This window comes from Psychromonas sp. Urea-02u-13, assembly GCF_002835995.1.
In the GTDB taxonomy this organism is placed as follows: domain Bacteria; phylum Pseudomonadota; class Gammaproteobacteria; order Enterobacterales; family Psychromonadaceae; genus Psychromonas.
Map to the genome: position 1 here is coordinate 41089 of NZ_PJBZ01000034.1, position 20661 is coordinate 61749.

At 40.4% G+C, this 20661-nt stretch carries 13 protein-coding genes; 12 read left to right on the plus strand and 1 reads right to left on the minus strand.

Annotation, left to right across the window (positions count from 1 at the left end):
• Positions 1-350: 350 nt before the first annotated feature.
• The 11 genes from sdhC (at position 351) to CXF74_RS00360 (ending at position 16076) form a co-directional block, all read left to right on the plus strand.
• Positions 351-725, plus strand: a complete 375-nt coding sequence (sdhC, locus tag CXF74_RS00310) for a succinate dehydrogenase, cytochrome b556 subunit (protein WP_101080405.1) — start codon at positions 351-353, stop codon at positions 723-725.
• The gene (sdhD, locus tag CXF74_RS00315) at positions 719-1063 is read left to right on the plus strand and encodes a succinate dehydrogenase, hydrophobic membrane anchor protein (protein WP_101080406.1); all 345 of its coding nucleotides are present in this window, start codon (positions 719-721) and stop codon (positions 1061-1063) included. The genes sdhC and sdhD overlap by 7 nt, the downstream gene beginning before the upstream one ends.
• Position 1064: 1 nt before the next feature.
• A complete protein-coding gene (sdhA, locus tag CXF74_RS00320; protein ID WP_101080407.1) occupies positions 1065-2831 on the plus strand; it encodes a succinate dehydrogenase flavoprotein subunit in 1767 nt (588 codons plus the stop codon).
• A 15-nt stretch (positions 2832-2846) separates the two neighbouring features.
• On the plus strand, positions 2847-3560 hold the full coding sequence (locus CXF74_RS00325) for a succinate dehydrogenase iron-sulfur subunit (protein WP_101080408.1): 714 nt from the start codon (positions 2847-2849) through the stop codon (positions 3558-3560).
• Between the two features lie 87 nt (positions 3561-3647).
• Entirely contained in the window at positions 3648-6455 is a 2808-nt protein-coding gene (locus CXF74_RS00330) for a 2-oxoglutarate dehydrogenase E1 component (protein ID WP_101080409.1), read from the plus strand.
• 102 nt (positions 6456-6557) lie between these two features.
• Positions 6558-7721, plus strand: coding sequence for a 2-oxoglutarate dehydrogenase complex dihydrolipoyllysine-residue succinyltransferase (gene odhB / locus CXF74_RS00335; protein WP_198552736.1), 1164 nt, complete (start codon positions 6558-6560; stop codon positions 7719-7721).
• A gap of 138 nt (positions 7722-7859) precedes the next feature.
• The gene (sucC, locus tag CXF74_RS00340) at positions 7860-9026 is read left to right on the plus strand and encodes an ADP-forming succinate--CoA ligase subunit beta (RefSeq protein ID WP_101080410.1); all 1167 of its coding nucleotides are present in this window, start codon (positions 7860-7862) and stop codon (positions 9024-9026) included.
• Complete coding sequence (gene sucD, locus CXF74_RS00345; protein WP_101080411.1) at positions 9026-9898, plus strand: succinate--CoA ligase subunit alpha; 873 nt, start codon at positions 9026-9028, stop codon at positions 9896-9898. The genes sucC and sucD overlap by 1 nt, the downstream gene beginning before the upstream one ends.
• A 1045-nt stretch (positions 9899-10943) precedes the next feature.
• Complete coding sequence (locus CXF74_RS00350) at positions 10944-12233, plus strand: DEAD/DEAH box helicase (RefSeq protein ID WP_198552737.1); 1290 nt, start codon at positions 10944-10946, stop codon at positions 12231-12233.
• 320 nt (positions 12234-12553) lie between these two features.
• Positions 12554-15484: a UvrD-helicase domain-containing protein gene (locus tag CXF74_RS00355; protein WP_101080413.1), complete on the plus strand. Its 2931-nt coding sequence runs from the start codon at positions 12554-12556 to the stop codon at positions 15482-15484.
• Between the two features lie 40 nt (positions 15485-15524).
• A complete protein-coding gene (locus tag CXF74_RS00360; RefSeq protein ID WP_101080414.1) occupies positions 15525-16076 on the plus strand; it encodes a DUF1415 domain-containing protein in 552 nt (183 codons plus the stop codon).
• A gap of 137 nt (positions 16077-16213) precedes the next feature.
• Here the strand turns inward: CXF74_RS00360 and CXF74_RS00365 are convergent, their stop codons facing one another.
• Positions 16214-18958, minus strand: a complete 2745-nt coding sequence (locus CXF74_RS00365; protein ID WP_101080415.1) for a bifunctional diguanylate cyclase/phosphodiesterase — start codon at positions 18956-18958, stop codon at positions 16214-16216.
• A gap of 474 nt (positions 18959-19432) precedes the next feature.
• Between CXF74_RS00365 and CXF74_RS00370 the strand changes: the two genes are divergently transcribed.
• Positions 19433-20629 (plus strand): acetate kinase, encoded by a 1197-nt coding sequence (locus CXF74_RS00370; protein ID WP_101080416.1) that lies wholly within the window; start codon positions 19433-19435, stop codon positions 20627-20629.
• The last annotated feature ends 32 nt before the right edge of the window (positions 20630-20661 follow it).

Below are 20661 nucleotides of genomic sequence, written 5' to 3' on the forward strand. Positions count from 1 at the left end.
TATATTGCTTGAATTCCAATGCACATATTTTTACAGACTAAAAAGTACCTTGTCAATTTTAACATATCAACAATGAGACATGGGTAATTGGCAAGATATAGAACGTTTGCTTAATGTACAATGTTACCCCTAGGCAACTTGGTAAGGCATTGATAAACCCCTTGAAAATGCACTGAGTGGCGGTTTTGGTAGAATAGAAAAATCTGTAATATAGGTCACAAAATCGAGCTCAGTTTTAACTGTTACATCACAAAAAAAAGGCATAACACTGTCACAACACTTTAACATTATGCTAACAATGGTCCCCGTTACCAAACCCTTCGTTTTAGCCAAGTAGAAAGAGACAAATTGTGCGCAGAGAGAGACCTAAAAATTTAGACCTAGCCACGGTCAAATTTCCTATCACAGCAACAGCTTCCATACTGCATCGTGTATCAGGAATTATCGTTTTTATTGCTTTAGCAATATTCCTTACCTTATTAAATTACTCATTAACTAGCGAAGCGGATTTTTCTCGCGTTGTAGGTTATTTTGATAATTTTTTGATTGAATTTGTGATGTGGGGCTCATTAACGGGTCTTGCTTACCATGCCGTGTTTGGTGTGCGTCACATGATTCAAGATCTTGGGGTTTGGGAAGAGATGGATAGTGCATCTTTAAGTGCTAAAGTTGGATTTGTAATCACAGCGGTATTATCTGTATTAGCGGGGATTTTAGTATGGTAAAGGTTGCCGGTACGTTTGGACGCAGTGGCGTTCATGATTATATTTTATTACGTGCAAGTGCACTCATTTTACTTGCATACACGTTGTACTTAGTGGGTTTTGTTGCTTCAAGCGACATTACCTATGCAACGTGGTCAGGTTTCTTTTCATTAACAATGACTAAAGTGTTTTCATTATTTGCACTGATTGCAATGTTAGTACATGCCTGGATTGGTCTGTGGCAGGTATTAACGGACTATGTTAAATGCACTAAATTACGTGGTGCATTACAGTTTCTTCTAACATCAGTCGCATTTATCTATGTTCTTTCTGGTTTTGTAATTTTGTGGGGTGTTTAAGGTGAGTTTACCTATTCGTGAATTTGATGCGATTGTAATTGGTGCTGGTGGCGCAGGTATGCGTGCAGCACTATCTATTTCGCAAGAAGGCAAAAGTTGTGCGTTGATTACTAAAGTATTTCCAACGCGTTCTCATACAGTATCTGCACAAGGTGGTATTACCGTAGCATTGGGTAACTCACATCCAGATAACTGGGAATGGCACATGTATGACACCGTTAAAGGTTCTGATTTTATCGGCGACCAAGACGCGATTGAGTTTATGTGTAAAGACGGCCCTGATGCGGTTCGTGAACTAGAAAATATGGGTCTTCCATTTTCTCGTTTCGAAGATGGCTCTGTTTACCAGCGTCCTTTTGGTGGTCAGTCTAAAGAATTTGGTGGCGAACAAGCAGCCCGTACTGCGGCTGCTGCCGACAGGACTGGTCATGCTTTGTTACATACGCTTTACCAACAAAACATTAAAAACAACACCACTATCTTCTCTGAGTGGTATGCGCTTGATTTAGTTAAAAACGACGACGGTGATGTTGTTGGTTGTACGGCTATTGATATCGAAAGCGGCGAAGTGGTGATGTTCAAAGCACAGGCAACGGTACTTGCAACAGGTGGCGCGGGTCGTATTTACGCTTCTACTACTAATGCACACATTAATACCGGTGACGGTGTTGGCATGGCATTACGTGCTGGTGTACCAGTGCAAGACATGGAAATGTGGCAGTTCCACCCTACCGGTATTGCGGGTGCGGGTACGTTAGTTACAGAAGGTTGTCGTGGTGAGGGTGGTTATCTTTTAAATAAAGATGGCGAACGCTTCATGGAACGTTACGCGCCGAATGCTAAAGATTTAGCCGGTCGTGATGTTGTTGCACGTTCAATTATGATTGAAATCCGTGAAGGCCGTGGTTGTGAAGGTCCTTGGGGAACACATATTAAATTAAAACTCGATCACTTAGGTGAAGAAGTTTTAGAATCTAAACTGCCGGGTGTTTGTGAATTATCACGTACATTTGCGCACGTTGATCCAGTTAAAGAGCCGATTCCAATTATTCCAACATGTCATTACATGATGGGTGGCGTACCTGCTACGGTTAACGGTCAAGTATTACGTGTTGACGAAGATGGCAAAGACGTTGAAGTAAAAGGTCTGTTTGCTGTTGGTGAGATTGCTTGTGTATCTGTACATGGCGCAAACCGCTTAGGCGGTAACTCATTACTTGATTTAGTGGTATTTGGTCGCGCAACAGGTAAACATCTTGGTGAAGTATTAACCCGAGAAAATACATTAAAAGAGCCGACAGAAGCGAACATTGAAGCAGCTATGACACGCTTAAATCGTTGGGAAAATGGTAACGGCACTGAGTGTCCAAACCAAATCCGTAAAGATTTAAAAGAGTGTATGCAAAACAATTTCGGTGTATTCCGTGACGGTCCTGCAATGGCTGAAGGACTTGCTGAACTTGAAAGTATCCGTAAACGTTTAAATAACGCAAAACTAGGCGATAAGAGCAGTGAGTTTAATACTGACAGAATCGAATGTTTAGAGTTAGATAACCTAATGGAAACAGCAATTGCGACTGCAAAAGCTGCTAACTTCCGTACAGAGAGCCGTGGCGCACATAGTCGCTTCGATTTCCCTGATCGTGATGATGTAAATTGGTTACACCACAGTTTATATAATCCATTGACAGAAAGCATGAGTAAACGTGACGTTAATATGGCGCCAGTACTACGTGAAGCTTTCCCACCTAAAGCGCGTGTTTACTAGAAGGTTTTTTTAGCTATGAATGTTAATTTTTCAATTTACCGTTACAACCCTGATGTTGATAACAAACCTTACATGCAAGATGCTTCATTAGATGTGCCTGAAGGTTCGGACATGATGGTACTTGATGCACTTATCTTGTTAAAAGAGAAAGATGCAACACTGTCATTTCGTCGTTCATGTCGTGAAGGTGTTTGTGGTAGTGATGGTGTCAACATCAATGGTAAAAATGGACTTGCGTGTATTACACCTTTGTCTGATGTGTTATCAAAAGGCAAGATTGTTATTCGCCCATTACCGGGTTTACCCGTAATACGTGATTTAGTTATCGATATGGCACAATTTTATACTCAGTATGAAAAAATTAAGCCATATTTAATCACTGATGCGAGCAAGCCACCTGCAGGTGAGTTCAAACAATCACCTGAAGAGCGTAAACATTTAGATGGATTATACGAGTGTATTTTATGTGCTTGTTGTTCAACTTCATGTCCTTCTTTCTGGTGGAACCCTGAGAAGTTTATCGGACCTGCTGGTTTATTAGCGGCTTATCGTTTCTTAATCGATAGCCGTGATAGTGCAACAGAAGAACGCTTGTCTAATTTAGACGATGCATTTAGTGTTTTCCGTTGCCATGGCATCATGAACTGTGTCAGTGTTTGTCCGAAAGGATTAAACCCGACAAAAGCAATCGGCAAGATCAAATCGATGTTATTACAGCGCGCAATTTAAACGATTAACAATGAAGCGTGTGTCGCCATGGCACATCGCTACATTGTTATGTTATAAAAAATAAAATTCGAATTTTAAGGAATGTTAATGCCAAACAATGTGATGAAAGAATGGTTAGCCTCATCTCATCTTTCCGGGGCAAATTCTACCTATATTGAAGATCTGTATGAATCCTACCTAGAAGATCCCATCTCTGTTGATGCCAATTGGCGCAACGTGTTTGATGAGCTACCAAAAGTTAATGACCTGCCTGAAGAAGCCCATTCAGTGATTCGTGAGCAAATGAAACATGCGGCTAAAGCGCCAAAATGTTTTACCCCGCCAACTGGCGCGGTGCATAACGATGCAAAACAAGTCAAAGTATTACAGTTAATCGGTGCTTTTCGTAACCGTGGTCACGAGGTTGCTGCCTTAGATCCACTCGGTTTAATGAAACACGAAACGATTAAAGAACTTGACCCTTTCTACCATGACCTTGAAGGCTCTGATTTAGACGCAAGCTTCAATGTTGGCTCTTATGCCGCTTCTAATGAAACCATGGTATTACGCGATCTTGTTGCTTCATTGAAAAAAACTTACTGTGGTTCGCTGGGTGCAGAATACATGCACATTACCAACACAGAAGAGAAACGCTGGTTACAAAACCGCATTGAATCTTGTGAAAGTAAACCTTCATTTAGTGAAGAAGCTAAACATCGTTTCTTAGAAGAGTTAACAGCAGCGGAAGGCCTAGAGCGTTACATCGGCTCTAAATTCCCTGGTGCAAAACGTTTCTCACTGGAAGGTGGTGACTCATTTGTATTAATGCTTAAAGAGCTTATTCGCCGCGCGGGTGAACAAGGTGCAAAAGAAGTTGTTTTAGGCATGGCCCATCGTGGTCGCTTAAACGTACTGGTTAATGTATTAGGTAAAAAACCGGCTGATTTATTTGATGAGTTTGCGGGTAAACATGCCGCTCACGAAGGCTCAAGTGATGTTAAATATCACCAAGGTTTTAGTAGTGACTTTAAAACACCTAAAGGCAACGTACACCTATCATTGGCATTTAACCCGTCTCACTTAGAGATTGTTAATCCAGTGGTATTAGGCTCTGTACGTGCACGTCAAGAACGTCTAAATGGTATTGCAGAAAGTGTATTACCGATCACTGTTCACGGTGATTCTGCCATTGCTGGTCAAGGCGTCGTACAAGAAACTTTTAATATGTCACAAGCGCGTGCATTTAAAGTGGGCGGTACAATACGTATTGTTATCAACAACCAAATTGGCTTTACGACATCTAATCCAGAAGATACACGCTCTACGCGTAACTGTACTGATATCGCTAAAATGGTTCAGGCACCTATCTTCCATGTTAATGGTGATGATCCTGAAGCGGTTATCCTAGCAACACAAATTGCCCTTGATTTTAGAAATACCTTCAAGCGTGATGTGGTGATTGATTTAGTTTGTTACCGTCGCCATGGCCATAACGAAGCAGATGAGCCAAACGCAACACAACCCTTGATGTACCAAAAAATCAAAAAACATCAAACGCCACGTGAACTGTATGTTACACAGTTAGAAGGCGAAGGTGTTATTAATCAAGGTTTCGGCAAACAGCTCGTTTCTGATTACCGTGATGCACTGGATAACGGCGAATGTGTTGTTAAAGAGTGGCAAGCGATTAAACACCACAGCATTGATTGGTCTCCCTACCTTAAGCACGATTGGGATATTTCTTATGAAGCACAATTCCCACATGCACGTTTAACTGAATTGGGTGAGTCAATCAGCCAATACCCAGAAGAGCATGTTCAACATTCACGTGTTAAGAAAATTTATAACGATCGTCAGTTAATGGCACGTGGTGAAAAAATGTGTGATTGGGGTTTTGCTGAAAACCTAGCTTACGCAACACTGCTTGATTCAAAATATAATATTCGTTTAGTAGGGCAAGATTCTGGCCGTGGTACGTTCTTCCATCGTCATGCTGTTTTACATGAACAAAAAGAGGGTAAAACTTACCTTCCTTTACAAAACTTATCTGATGACCAAGGACATTTTGATGTCTACGATTCAGTATTGTCAGAATGTGCTGTGTTGGCTTTTGAATATGGTTATTCAACCGCTGCACCAAAAGGTCTTTGTATCTGGGAAGCACAGTTTGGTGATTTCGCCAATGGCGCTCAAGTAGTTTTCGATCAGTTCTTATCATCGGGTGAGCAAAAGTGGGGCCGTATGTGTGGTCTTACAGTTATGTTGCCACACGGTTATGAAGGTCAAGGCCCTGAGCATTCATCGGCACGATTAGAGCGTTATTTACAACTTTGTGCTGAACATAATATGCAAGTCTGTGTTCCTTCAACACCGGCACAGGTTTACCACATGTTACGCCGCCAGGTTGTACGTAATATGCGTCGCCCATTGATCGTGATGTCGCCTAAATCGTTATTGCGTCATCCGTTAGCTGTTTCTAGTTTAGAAGAGCTGTCTAATGGCACATTCCAAAATGCAATTGATGAAATTGATGAGCTTGATAATAAAGCCGTTGATCGCGTTATTTTGTGTAGCGGTAAAGTATATTACGAGTTACTTGAAAAACGTCGCACAGAATCTTTAAATAATGTGGCCATTGTCCGTATTGAGCAATTATATCCTTTCCCTGCTAATGAGTTAGGTGATATTTTAGAACAATACAGCAATGTAAAAGATGTTATTTGGTGTCAAGAAGAACCACAAAACCAAGGTGCTTGGTACTGTAGTCAACATCACTTTAGAACGGTATTACCGAATAATGCAAAACTGCATTATGCAGGGCGTGAAGCGTCAGCTTCTACTGCTGTTGGTTATATGTCTTTACATGTTAAGCAGCAAAAAGCATTAATTAACAAAGCACTGGGTTTCGAAGAATAAAAATAGTATTTGCACGGTTAAAGTGACCTATGTTTTTGATCACTTTTTCATGTGAATGACTCAACGAATTTTATAAAAGACTTTTACCGTAGGACACACATTATGATTGATATTTTAGTACCAGAACTTCCAGAATCAGTAGCAGATGCAACGGTTGCTACTTGGCAAAAACAACCTGGCGATTTCGTTGAGCGTGATGAAGTATTAGTAGAAATTGAAACTGATAAAGTGGTACTAGAAGTACCTGCTACTGCATCAGGTATTTTACAAGAAATTACACAGGATGAAGGTGCTACGGTACTTTCTAAGCAACTTATCGGTAAGCTTAAACCTGCTGATGCGCCTGCTGCTAAACCAACAGAAGTGGTTGTTGAAGAAGACGCTGGTGTTGCTGATGCAAGTCCATCGGTACGCCGTTTAATGTTAGAAGAGGGTATTAAATCTTCAGATGTTAAAGGTTCTGGTAAAGGTGGCATGATCACACGTGAAGACGTTGATAAATTCCGCGAATCTAAAAACAAAGCAGAAACACCAAAGCAAGTTGATATTGTTGCGGCCGTTGCTGCCCGTAGTGACAAACGTGTACCAATGACCCGTTTACGTAAACGTGTTGCTGAGCGTTTATTAGAAGCTAAAAACTCAACAGCAATGTTGACTACTTTTAACGAAGTAAACATGAAACCAATCATGGACCTTCGTAAACAGTACCAAGAAGTATTTGAGAAAAAACACGGTATCCGTTTAGGTTTCATGTCTTTCTACATTAAAGCGGTGACTGAAGCACTTAAACGTTACCCAGAAGTAAATGCAGCAATCGATGGTACTGATATTGTTTACCATAACTTCTTCGATATCAGCATTGCCGTATCGACACCACGTGGCCTAGTAACACCGGTGCTTCGTGATACAGATACATTAAGTGTTGCTGAAATTGAAAAAGGCATCCGTGCATTAGCAATCAAAGGTCGTGATGGCAAGTTAACGGTTGATGAAATGATGGGTGGTAACTTTACCGTGACAAACGGCGGTGTATTTGGTTCGTTATTATCAACGCCAATTATTAACCCACCACAAGCGGCTATCTTAGGGATGCACAAAATCCAAGAGCGCCCAATGGCAATTGACGGTGAAGTGAAAATTTTACCAATGATGTACCTTGCACTTTCATACGATCACCGTTTGATTGATGGTAAAGAATCAGTTGGTTTCCTAGTGACAATCAAAGAATTACTCGAAGATCCTACTCGCCTATTATTGGATATCTAATTATCTAAAATAAAAGCGTGAGCGGTTATTGATTTATATCATTTTTTATTAGTAATCGTTGCACGCTTTAGTAGTATTACTCCACCAAATCGGTTACCTCGGTGGCCTTTAGATCAACTCAACATATGGATAAGAATCATGAATTTGCATGAATATCAGGCAAAGCAACTGTTCAAAGAATATGGCCTTCCTGTTCCACAAGGGATCGCATGTGATAGCGCAGAAGAAGCAGTAAATGCAGCATCTACTCTAGGTGGTGATAAATGGGTTATTAAATGTCAGGTACATGCAGGCGGACGTGGTAAAGCGGGCGGTGTTGAACTTGTAAAAACTAAAGATGGCTTACGTGACTTTGCACACAAATGGTTAGGTAAAAATCTTGTTACTTACCAAACTGATGCAAACGGCCAACCGGTAAACAAACTATTAGTTGAGAGTTGTTCTGATATTGCTAACGAGCTTTACTTAGGCGCAGTGATTGATCGTGCTTCACAGCGTGTTACTTTCATGGCATCTACTGAAGGTGGCGTTGAAATTGAGAAAGTAGCAGAAGAGACTCCTGAGTTAATTCATACAGCAATCATCGATCCATTGGTTGGCGCACAAGCGTACCAAGGTCGTGAACTCGCATTCAAATTAGGTCTATCTGGTAAACAGGTTGGTCAATTTACAAAAATCTTCCTAGGTCTTGCGACTATGTTTGAAGATAAAGATTTAGCGCTTTTAGAAATCAACCCATTAGTGGTTACAGCGCAAGAAGATTTAATCTGTCTTGACGGAAAAATCACAATCGATTCAAATGCAATGTACCGTCAAAAAGAGCTTCACGCGATTAATGACACAACGCAAGATGACGAACGTGAAATGCACGCAGCACAGTGGGAACTTAACTACGTAGCACTTGATGGTAACATCGGCTGTATGGTTAACGGCGCAGGTCTTGCAATGGGTACAATGGATATCGTGCATTTGCATGGCGGTAATCCGGCTAACTTCTTGGACGTTGGCGGCGGTGCTACAAAAGAGCGCGTAACAGAAGCATTCAAAATCATTCTTTCTGACGACAAAGTTGAAGCTGTTTTAGTTAACATCTTTGGCGGTATCGTACGTTGTGATTTAATTGCTGACGGTGTTATCGGCGCAGTTGAAGAAGTAGGTGTTTCTGTTCCTGTTATCGTTCGTTTAGAAGGTAACAACGCAGAACTAGGTCGTAAGATCCTTGCTGAATCGGGTCTAAATATTATTGCAGCAACATCTTTAACAGATGCAGCTCAGCAGTCTGTGAAAGCGGTAGGTGGCAAATAATGAGCATTTTAATTAATAAAGATACAAAAGTAATTTGTCAGGGTTTCACTGGCGGCCAAGGTACTTTCCACTCTGAGCAAGCGATTGAATACGGCACAAAAATGGTCGGTGGTGTTTCGCCTGGTAAAGGTGGTCAAACACATTTAGGTCTTCCTGTATTTAATACAGTACGTGACGCAGTAGAAACAACTGGCGCAACAGCATCAGTTATCTACGTACCAGCACCATTTTGTAAAGATGCAATTCTTGAAGCGATTGATGCGGGTATTAAACTTATCATCACTATCACTGAAGGTATTCCAACATTAGATCTTGTTGCTGTTAAAGTTAAACTTGATCAAGCTGGTGTTGTCATGGTTGGTCCTAACTGTCCGGGTGTTATCACGCCTGGCGAATGTAAAATCGGCATCATGCCTGGTCACATTCACCAGAAAGGTCGCGTAGGTATTGTTTCTCGCTCAGGTACGTTAACGTACGAAGCTGTTAAACAAACGACTGACGAAGGTTTTGGTCAGTCTACTTGTGTTGGTATCGGTGGTGATCCAATTCCTGGTTCAAGCTTCATTGATATTCTTAAATTGTTCCAAGAAGATCCACAAACTGAAGCGATTGTAATGATCGGTGAAATTGGTGGTACTGCGGAAGAAGAAGCGGCTGCTTACATTAAAGCAAACGTAACTAAACCTGTTGTTTCTTACATTGCCGGTGTTACTGCACCTGCTGGTAAGCGTATGGGTCATGCTGGCGCAATCATCGCTGGCGGTAAAGGTACTGCAGAAGATAAATTTAAAGCACTAGAAGATGCAGGCGTGAAAACGACTAAATCTCTTGCTGATATCGGTAAAGCATTACGTGAAATTACTGGTTGGTAGTATAACAATAGCTGTCAGTTTTTAGCTGTCGGCTATCAGTAAGTTCAAATTCAAGCCTCGCTAATTAGCGGGGCTTTTTTGTGTCTGAATTTTGGCGTGAAATTACTGGTTGGTAGTATGCCAATAGCGGTCAGTTTTTAGCTGTCAGCTATCAGTAAGTTCAAATTCAAGCCTCGTTAATTAGCGGGGCTTTTTTGTGTCTGAATTTTGGCGTGAAAACGACTAAATCTCTTGCTGGCTTTTAATGAATACGAGGGCAAAGCATTACCTGAAATTACTGGTTGGTAGGAATGGTAATAGCTGTCAGTTTTTAGCTGTCGGCTATCAGTAAGTTCAAGCCTCGTTTTTTAACGGGGCTTTTTTGTATCTGAAATTTAAAGCTATTCACCACAAAGAAAAAGAAAGTTGAGGGTCTTACTTCGTGGTTGGCTTTGGTTTTATCTTGTTCATTTTTTTGCACTGTCAGCACCTCTAACAAGTTCAAAAGCGATTCACCACGAAGGCACGAAGAAAAAGAAGCTTGAAGGTCTTACTTGGTGTTCTCTGTGTAGCTTCGTGGTTAGCTTTGTTTTTATCTCGTTCATGTTTTACTTCGTGTTCTCTGTGTAGCGTAGCGGCTTCGTGGTCGGCTTGGGGTTTATCTTTGTTCATGTTTTATTTGCACAGTTAGCGCCTGTAACAAGTTCAACGGCTATTCACCACGAAGGCACGAAGAAAAAGAAGGTTAAAGCTTTACTTGGTGTTCTCTGTGTAACGCAATGGCTTCGTGGTTAGCTTTGGTTTTATCTTTATCTTCGTTCATGTTCTATTTACACAGCACGCGTTCGTGGTTGGCTTGGGTTGTTTGGTCTTATTTATTAAATGAAAGGCGATTTGTAGAATGTGCTGTTTGTCTTAATTGAGGCGAGAGAGTAATGATTAATATTATCAGGGTGTTATATCTGTTTTGAACTGATTTGTTAATTTAAGCGATTTCACTAACTCAAGCGGCTATAAATACGCTAAAATGCGCGGCTATTATCTTATTTTAGAGCCCACTATATTAATGACCGCTATTACAATACCTGCCAACTTTACAGAACTTGGCCTTATTCCTCCTTTATTAGCTCGCTTAACTGAGCTGGAATATCAACAGCCAACGCCTATTCAAGCTCAAGCTATCCCAAGTATTTTAGCTGGGCGTGACTTAATTGCAGGTGCTAATACCGGTTCAGGTAAAACAGCTACGTTTGCATTGCCTTTATTACAACAAATACACGCAGAAAAACCACTAAGCAGTAAAAACAGCAAAGGTAACTATGTTACTGGCCTGATTTTAGTGCCGACGCGTGAGCTTGCTAAGCAAGTTGCTGATAGCATTAAATCTTACGCAGTGCATTTTAACGGTAGCATCAAAACAATCGCTGTTTTTGGTGGTGTATCGGTTAATACACAAATGCTTGCATTACGTGGTGGCGCAGATATTTTAGTGGCAACACCGGGTCGATTACTGGATCTTATTTCGAGTAATGCTATCAAGCTAGACTTAGTTAAAACTTTAGTATTAGACGAAGCTGATCGCATGTTAAGCCTTGGCTTTACTGAAGAGTTATCTGCAATACGTGCATTATTGCCAAAGAAAAAACAAATCTTACTGTTTTCTGCGACCTTCCCAGAAGAAGTGAAATCGTTAACAGAAGAATTACTTAACGATCCGATTGAAATACAAGTACAAAGTGCCGATGCGAGTACCTTAGTACAGCGTGTATTTACGGTTAACAAAGGTCAAAAAACAGCTTTGTTAGCGCATTTGATCAAAGAAAATAAATGGCGCCAAGTGCTTATTTTCGTTAATGCAAAAAACAGCTGTAATCACTTAGCAGATAAACTCTCTAAGCGTGGTGTTACTGCTGAAGTATTCCATGGTGATAAAGGTCAGGCTGCACGTAGTCGTGTTCTTGAAGCCTTTAAATCAGGCGAGATTGATGTATTAATTGCCACTGATATTGCTGCCCGTGGTTTAGACATCGAAAAACTGCCTGTTGTTATCAACTTTGATTTACCAAGAAGCCCATCTGACTACATGCACCGTATTGGTCGAAGTGGCCGTGCTGGTGAAGTTGGTTTAGCATTATCGCTTATCGATCATGAAGATTACCATCACTTCAACGTGATTGAGAAGAAGAACAAAATCAGACTTGAGCGTGAAGAAGTCGCGGGTTTTGAAGCGGGTGAATTTACCCGTGATGCATTTTCTGCCCCAGAAAAACCGATGGCTAAGCCAGAAGGTAGTGGCAAGAAAAAGAATAAAAACAAAGTGCAAATCAACGCCGATATTTGGTTAAGAAACTCTTAATTAATTCAGCTAAAAGCACAAAAAAAGAAACAGAGGCATCACATAGTGGTGCCTCTCTTTTTTTTATCCTTTTGGCGGGAAGTTAAAACATGAACCTCAACGCTAACAAGTTCAAAAGCGATTCACCACGAAGGCACGAAGAAAGTGAAGGTTAAAAGGCTTACTTTTTATTCTCTGTGTAATGCAGTGGCTTGGTGGTTTTCTTTGCTTGTTTTTTCTTATTTAGCAATCTGCTTTTTTATATCAATACGCTGTGTTAATTTAATCGCATTTCAGTTTCATGGTGATGGTTTGCCATCTTTGTTTAGGTTTCTTTTTAAATGCACAACATCTCATCAAGTTTCTTCGGCCGACTGTTTGGCAACGCAACCCATCTCTCTCTCAATCATGACGGTTTAACGGTCACGGTTAAAGGTGTAAGCAGCGCATTAATATGGCAAGACTTAATATCACCTCCGGTATTTACTTTGCATTGGTTGGGGCAAACCGTGACCTTTTCTACAGCCGATAAACACTATGTGCTCAGTAAATTGGCCTATCAAAGTGATAAAAAACAGAAGGTGCTTGCTGAGCAATACTGGATAGCTGCACATGCACAGCGATTGGAAAGACTACTCACTAAAATAGATACGTTTGTCCATGGTCGTTATTTACGCCAATCGGGTGTTAAGCGTATTCAAGTTGCGGTTCAAGCTGAATATGCTCGCTGGTTTCCCTGGGCAACGGTGAGTCAGGCTTTGGGAGAAAGCGCTGAGCTTGTGCAACTGTTAGCAAATTATCAGCAATGGCAAACACACGATATTAACGATTTCCGTGAAAGCTATATAGATAAGCAACTGTCATTACATCAACACTTCTTTGATAACGTAGAATCAAACCCGTTAACACTAAAGCAACGTCGAGCTTGTATCATTGACGATGATAATAATCTGTTACTAGCCGGGGCAGGTACGGGTAAAACCAGTGTGATGGTTGGCCGAGCAGGGTATCTCATCAACAGCCAACAAGCCTCTCATCATGAATTGTTATTACTCGCCTACGGAAAAAAGGCGGCGGATGAAATGGATGGGCGCATAAAAGAAAAGTTAAATACGCACAAAATTAGCGCGACCACGTTTCATCAACTGGGTTTGACTATTATCGCCCAAGTCGAAGGCGAGAAACCCAATATTTCTGTGTTTGCTGAAGATGAGAAAGCCAAGGCTAAATGGGTACAAGGTTGTTTTGAGCAGTTCATTAATGACCAAGCGTCTTATCGCCATTTAGTATTAGACTATTTTAGTCGATATTATTATGCCGAAAAGAATGCCGTTGATTTTGAGTCTTTGGGTGATTATTACCAATATTTAACCGATAACGATATTCGCAGTTTAAAGGGTGAAAAAGTAAAAAGCTTTGGTGAATTACGCATCGCTAATTGGCTTTTCCAACAGGGTATTGAATATCGCTATGAACAAAATTATGCGATTGCAGTCAATACGATGGCGCGTAAACAATACCAACCTGATTTTTTTCTACCTGCGCTGAATGTCTACATTGAGTATTTTGGCATTGATGAACATGGCGACACGGCTTCGTATATTGATAAAGACGAGTATCACGCCTCCATGTTATGGAAGGAGCAAACTCACAAGGACAATAATACGCAATGTATCAAGCTGACTTATGCGCATCATAAACGTGGGGCATTGCTTAAGACGTTAGACAAACAGTTATCAATACAACAAAAGGCGTATAACGCACCCCCTTATGAAGCGTTGCCCGATGAGGTGTTATTAGCAACGCTTAAAGAAACCGGGCGTATTACCTTGTTAGCGGAGATTTTCGCTAAACTGCTCGGGCTTTATAAAAGCGCCTGTGTAGATGATGTTTCAGAGCAAGTTATCATTGAGCAAGCAGCTGATCCTAAACAGATGTACAAAGCCTTTGAATTATTAAGCCCGATTTATGACGCTTATCAAAAGCGCTTAGCCGAGAATAATGAAATTGATTTTGAAGATATGATCAGTAAAGCACTGGAGTATATCAACACGGGGAAATTTTGTTGCCCGTGGCGTTTCATCATGGTCGATGAGTTTCAGGACATCTCAGAGCCTCGTGCGCGATTAGTTAAAGCATTACGTGATAATAACAAAGGTTGTTCTGTTTTTGCGGTAGGCGATGACTGGCAAGCCATTTATCGCTTTAGTGGCGCGGATGTTACGTTAACCACCTCATTTACAGATTATTTTGGTGATACAGCACAAACCACGCTGGATACGACGTTTCGTTTTAATAACCGTATTGGCGATGTTGCCACGGCGTTTGTGAGTAAAAACCCTGCACAAATTAGTAAAACCATTCGCTCAATTCACAGTGTCGAAAAACCTGCTGTATCGCTATTAAGAAAAACAGTGTCTAACACGGCAAGTCAAGGTCAACAGGTGATTGATGAAATCGCCAATGGTGCATTGCATGACGTCTTAAAGGCGATTAGCCAGCAGGTGAACAAACCCGTCAGTGTTTATTTGTTAGCGCGTTTCTGGTTCCAATTACCCAATGCTGCTACGCTACAAACCTTAAAAAATCACTACCCAACACTTAATATTCAAACGCAATCATTCCATGCATCAAAAGGTAAAGAAGCCGATTATGTGGTTATGCTTGGACTGACGTCAGGTAAACATGGTTTCCCTTCTGTTAAAGCAACGCCTGCTATCTTAGAGGCATTATTAGCAAAACAAGAACCCTTTGAACACGCAGAAGAGAGGCGATTGTTTTATGTTGCGTTAACCCGTGCTAAACACCGCGTCTATATTATTGCTGATATGGGCCAAGCCAGTGTCTTTGTTAAGGAATTAATCGATGAGCATGATGTTGAACTTAATGAATTTGGCATTACAGTCAATCAAGCGTTTGTGGATCAAATTAACTGTTTAGTCTGTGAAACGGGTTCATTAAAACCCCGTGTTGGTCATTACGGACCTTTTTACGGCTGTTCTCATTTTCCACGTTGCGATCATAAAGAGCGCGCCTGTGTAAAATGTGAAAGTGTCATGAGCAAGAACAAATACCCTGGTTTTAAAGTCTGTTTAAATGAGAGTTGCAATGAATTACTGCCTATTTGCAAATTGTGTGGTGCGGAGATGGCCTTAAGGAAAAGCGCAAAAGGCAGTTTTTGGGGATGCAGAAACTACAAAGGAAATGAGCCACAAAGTTGTAAAAATGGTATCGATCATTCAAAAATTCAGTGGCCGAAAATAAACAGTTAAGTTACTCTCTCACTTTTTCTAACCGACACAGGACAAATGTATGACTACAACACAAGATATGATTAAACACACTGAAAACTGGGTGAGTGATGTGATTGTTAAATATAACATTTGTCCCTTTGCACGCAGAGAAGTTGAGCGTGGTTCAATTCGTTATGCCTTAATTGAAGAATCGAAAAAAAAGAAAGTGCTGCAATCGTTATTAGATGAATGCCGTTATTTAGACGAACACAGTGAAACAGAAACAACATTGTTTATTATGCCCAGAGGTTTTGAAGGTTTTTATGCTTTTTTAGACTTAGTGGATATGGCTAATGACTTGCTTGATTTAGAAGGGTACGAGGGCGTTTATCAACTGGCTAATTTCCATCCTGATTATTGCTTTGCTGATGAACCTCAAAGCGAACCTTCAAATTATACTAATCGCTCGCCTTACCCTACCTTGCATATTATTCGCGAGAAAAGCATGGAGATGGCGATTAATAACCATCCCGATGTTGATGCCATTCCTGAACGAAATGTTGAGTTTGCCAATAAAAAAGGTAATAACTTTTTTGCGACCTTACTGGCGAGTTGCTTACTCAATAAATAGCGTTTTAAAGCGGCGTTTACAGGGCAAATGCATTATAAATGCTATTAAACAATTTAAATAAATTCAAAAGAAATTAACCACGAAGGCACGAAGAAAAAGAAGGTTCTCTGTGTAACGAAGTGGCTTCGTGGTCGTTTTTATGAGGCTCCCAGATGATTAATCTGGCGAACATTTTTGACTGTTTGTAAGCGCATATATTCTTTAAACGCTTCCACTGTTTTTGGCTGTGCAAAATAATACCCTTGGAACTGTTCACAGCCTTTTTCAGTTAATAATTCCATTTGCTCTCTGTTTTCAACCCCTTCGGCGATCACGTTCAGGTCTAAGTGTTTAGCCATGGCAATAATGGTTTTAACAATCATGGCATTTTTAGGATCATGAACAATATCGCATACAAAGCTTTGATCTATTTTCAACTGACTTAATGGCAGCTCTTTAAGGTATTTTAGTGAAGAGTAACCGGTACCAAAATCGTCAATAGAGATGCTAACACCGAGTGATTTTAAGATGGTCATTTTGTTAATGGTATCTTTGATATCATCAATCACAATACCTTCTGTTATTTCAAGGGTGAGTTGATTTGCCGATAAATGATGTTTTTCAAGCGCTTCACGTATGGTATTCACAAAGTTGAGATGCCTGAATTGTTTAGGGCTCACATTGACTGAAATCTTATCTAAATAAATATTTTCTTCTGACCAGCGTTTAAATTGAGCACAACTTTCCTCTAATACCCAAGTCCCTATTTCTATAATGAGGCCTGATTCTTCGGCAATACTAATAAACTCAAGAGGGGATAACAGACCTTTGATGGGATGCTTCCAGCGGATAAGTGCTTCAACACCAAAGCAGTGTCCTTTATTATCAACCTGTGGCTGATAGACCAAAAACAGCTCTTTACTGATTAATGCGACACGTAATGCTTCTTCAATATCAACACGTTTGTGTGCTTGTTCTTGCATTTCAGTATTGAAGAAACAAAAACAATTTTTGCCTTTTTCTTTAGCGCGATACATTGCCGTGTCTGCTTGGCGGAGCAATTCATCGGAGTTACTCTTATGGCTGGCAAATACCGTGATGCCTACACTAATGGTCATGTGATGTGGGCTACCTTTGAGTATGATCGGCGCTTTCATGGCGTTGACCAGCTTTTGTGCAACCAGTGTGGATTCATGGTTAAGTTTTCGCGAGTAAGCTTGATTTTTAATGATCAATACCACGAACTCATCGCCGCCTAAGCGTGCCACGGTATCTTCAGCACGAATACAATCAGAAAAACGCTCAGAAACACGTAACAATAACTCGTCACCCATCGCATGACCCAAAGAATCATTTATCCATTTAAAGTTGTCTAAATCAATGAATAACAAGGCGCCGTAAGACTGTTGTCTATCACACATTGCCAGTTTTTCGTTTAAGCGGTTAATCAGAAGACGACGATTAGGTAAACCGGTGAGAATGTCAAAATGTGCTAATTTCTCGATCTCTTTTTTGCTGGATAATAATTGCCCGGTACGCTGATTAAAAATTTCAACCAGTGAATTGAGCTCTCCTCTACCAGAAGTATTAAACAGTGCCATGTCTTCACTGCTGTTATTGTTATCGACTTGTGCTTGAACTTGTTTCGCTAAATGACTAATAGGTGAAGTGACCACGTAGCGGATGAATAACCAAATAATGAAGATGGTAATAATTAATGCAACCAGTGTAGAAAGCATGAGGCGTTGATAGGTCGCGGTGATTTTTTCTATGCCGATGCTGTAGGGCATCACGGTAATAATTTTCCAATAGGTCTCGGGCATCATGGAAATAGAAACAAAAACGGGTTCGTTGAGTATCGGGTCGTTATCTAAAAACAGGTTGCTGCGTTTGGGTAACGCATTATTGCTGTCATTACGATTATTAAGCAGTGAGGCGACAACGAGATTAGCCTCTTGCTTGTTTATTTGATAACTCGCTAGTGCCATTGTATCGGTGAGTTTTTTACCAAATTGGCTGTTGTGTAATAGGTTTTCAAGTAAATCATTACGTTGTGAATCTAAAATATTGGAAAAGCTTTCAAATTGCGGGTGTTTTTTGGCCAGATCTTTATAATTTATAAAAGATTGTAATTCACTGCCATCTCTGTTTTTAACCGTTGTAATCACTTGTTGTATTTTTGGATAGGAAAGAAAGGTGCCATTACGATCAATCGCAAAAGCATAACCACTAAAGGAGCGGGTTGCTTCTTTTAATAGATGTTGCAGACCCAGTAGTTTTAAATCGATGGTGGCTACGCCGATATTTTTTTTATCTTTTATCAGTGGTGCACTGACGGTAACCATAGGTTGTAGCGAGTAAGGGTCGGTATATGATTTTGACCAGTACGTCTCACCTTCTAATAGGTGGGTAGCGGGTACATACCATTCTTCCTGATGGTAACCATTGCCTTGTGGTTGATTATAATCATCGTAAAAAGTCAGTTGGCCAAATTGATTACGTGCCCAGAAGAAACTATTGCGCTCTTTTTTTTCATCAAATTGATAAGGCGCAGGCCAAATTCCACCCCCTGCAATAAAGGCTTCTGTGCCTTTGTAATTGAGTAATTGTGGTACCAGTGAGTGGTATGATTCGTTTGTATTAGGCAGGGCTTCCGCTAAGTTAGCCATCGCATCCACTAGGGTTGCACTGAGTACCGTGTGTCTTTCTAACTCTGAAATGACTTGGTTATTGGCTTCGTTTAAGCGTAAATAGGCTTCTTCTTCAATAATTTGATCACCGAAGGTTTTTAGTATCATAAAGACCGACAGGGCGATAAAGAAAAAAAGTACCACGAAGATAACTGCCATCTTAAACTGTAGACCGTCATACCATTTAAACGAAAACGTAGATTTATTGTCCATTACATCACCAGAGTTGAATGAGTTTGATATTTTATCAGGCACGCTATTATTAGCATGGCTAGAATATGAGTTAAGCACACATCAAAATTAATGCTTATAAAAAGTCAATAATTTACAAAACTTACAAGTCAGGTCAATGATAAGCCACAGTTTATTGCGAATAACCAATTTGACAATAAATTCACGTTTTTATTGTGGGCGTACTAATACTCTACTGTTATCTGCAATAACGCCGGTTTACCTGTTGGCGAGAGTTTGAGCTTTGATTAATAAGCATACTGACAACACATTAATAATTGATTAATAAAAGCGCGTATTAACGTGATCTGCATCTAAAACAAATAAGTAATGTAATGTTTTAATTCAGTTGTTGTGATCAATGTCCTACCTGTGTAATCTGTTGCGACTTTCAGGTCTTGGTTTTCACAACCAGAGTCTATTTTCTAAATTAATTTTATATATAAAGGATATCTGATGAGCAATAAGCTGATCCTAGTACTTAACTGCGGTAGTTCTTCATTAAAGTTCGCAATCATTGATAGCGAAAATGGAGATGAAAAATTATCTGGCCTTGCTGAATGTTTACATTTAGAAAATGCTTCAATGAAATGGAAGTTAGAGGGTGTAAAAGGGAAAGCTGAGCTAGGTAATGGCGCTGCACATAAAGAAGCATTATCTTACATCGTAGATGAAATCTTAGGCGATAAAGCTGAGCTAAAAGCAAGCTTACACGCTATCGGCCATCGTGTAGTACACGGCGGCGAGAAGTTTACTGCTTCTGCTGTTATCACTGATGACGTGATGAAGGGTATTAAAGAATGTATCGCATTAGCGCCTCTACATAATCCTGCACACATCGTGGGTATTGAAGCTGCACAACAAGCATTCCCTGCATTACAAAATGTAGCTGTGTTTGATACTGCTTACCACCAGACTATGCCTGAGCAAGCTTACCTTTACGCACTGCCGTACAAGTTATACTCACAACACGGTATTCGTCGTTACGGTATGCACGGAACAAGCCATTACTTTATCAGCCTAGAAGCCGCTAAAGTACTTAACAAGCCAGTTGAAGAGCTAAACATTATCAATTGTCATTTAGGCAATGGCGGTAGTGTTTGTGCAATTAAAAACGGTAAATCTGTAGATACTTCAATGGGTATGACACCACTTGAAGGTTTAGTAATGGGAACACGTTGTGGTGATATCGACCCTGCAATCATCTTCCATTTACACGATGAGTTAGGTTACAGCGTTGCAGAAATCAACACTATGCTAACAAAAGAATCTGGTTTATTAGGTTTAACTGAAATCACAAGTGACTGTCGTTTCGTTGAAGATAACTACGATACTGAACTTGTTGCAAAACGTGCAATGGACCTTTATTGCTACCGTTTAGCTAAATACATCGCAGGTTACACTGCTGCATTAGACGGCCGTTTAGACGCTGTTGTATTTACAGGTGGCATCGGCGAAAACTCTGCGCCAATTCGTGAACTAACGTTGAACCGTTTAAGCCTTCTTGGTTTTAAAGTAAATGATGAAGCAAACACAGCGTTCCGTTTTGGTAAAGAAGGTATTATTACTGAAGCTGACAGCACAGTTGCGATGGTCATTTCAACAAACGAAGAATTAGTGATTGCACAAGATACGTTCTCACTAACAAAATAACTATCTGTAAAGATATGTGAATTAAAAAACCA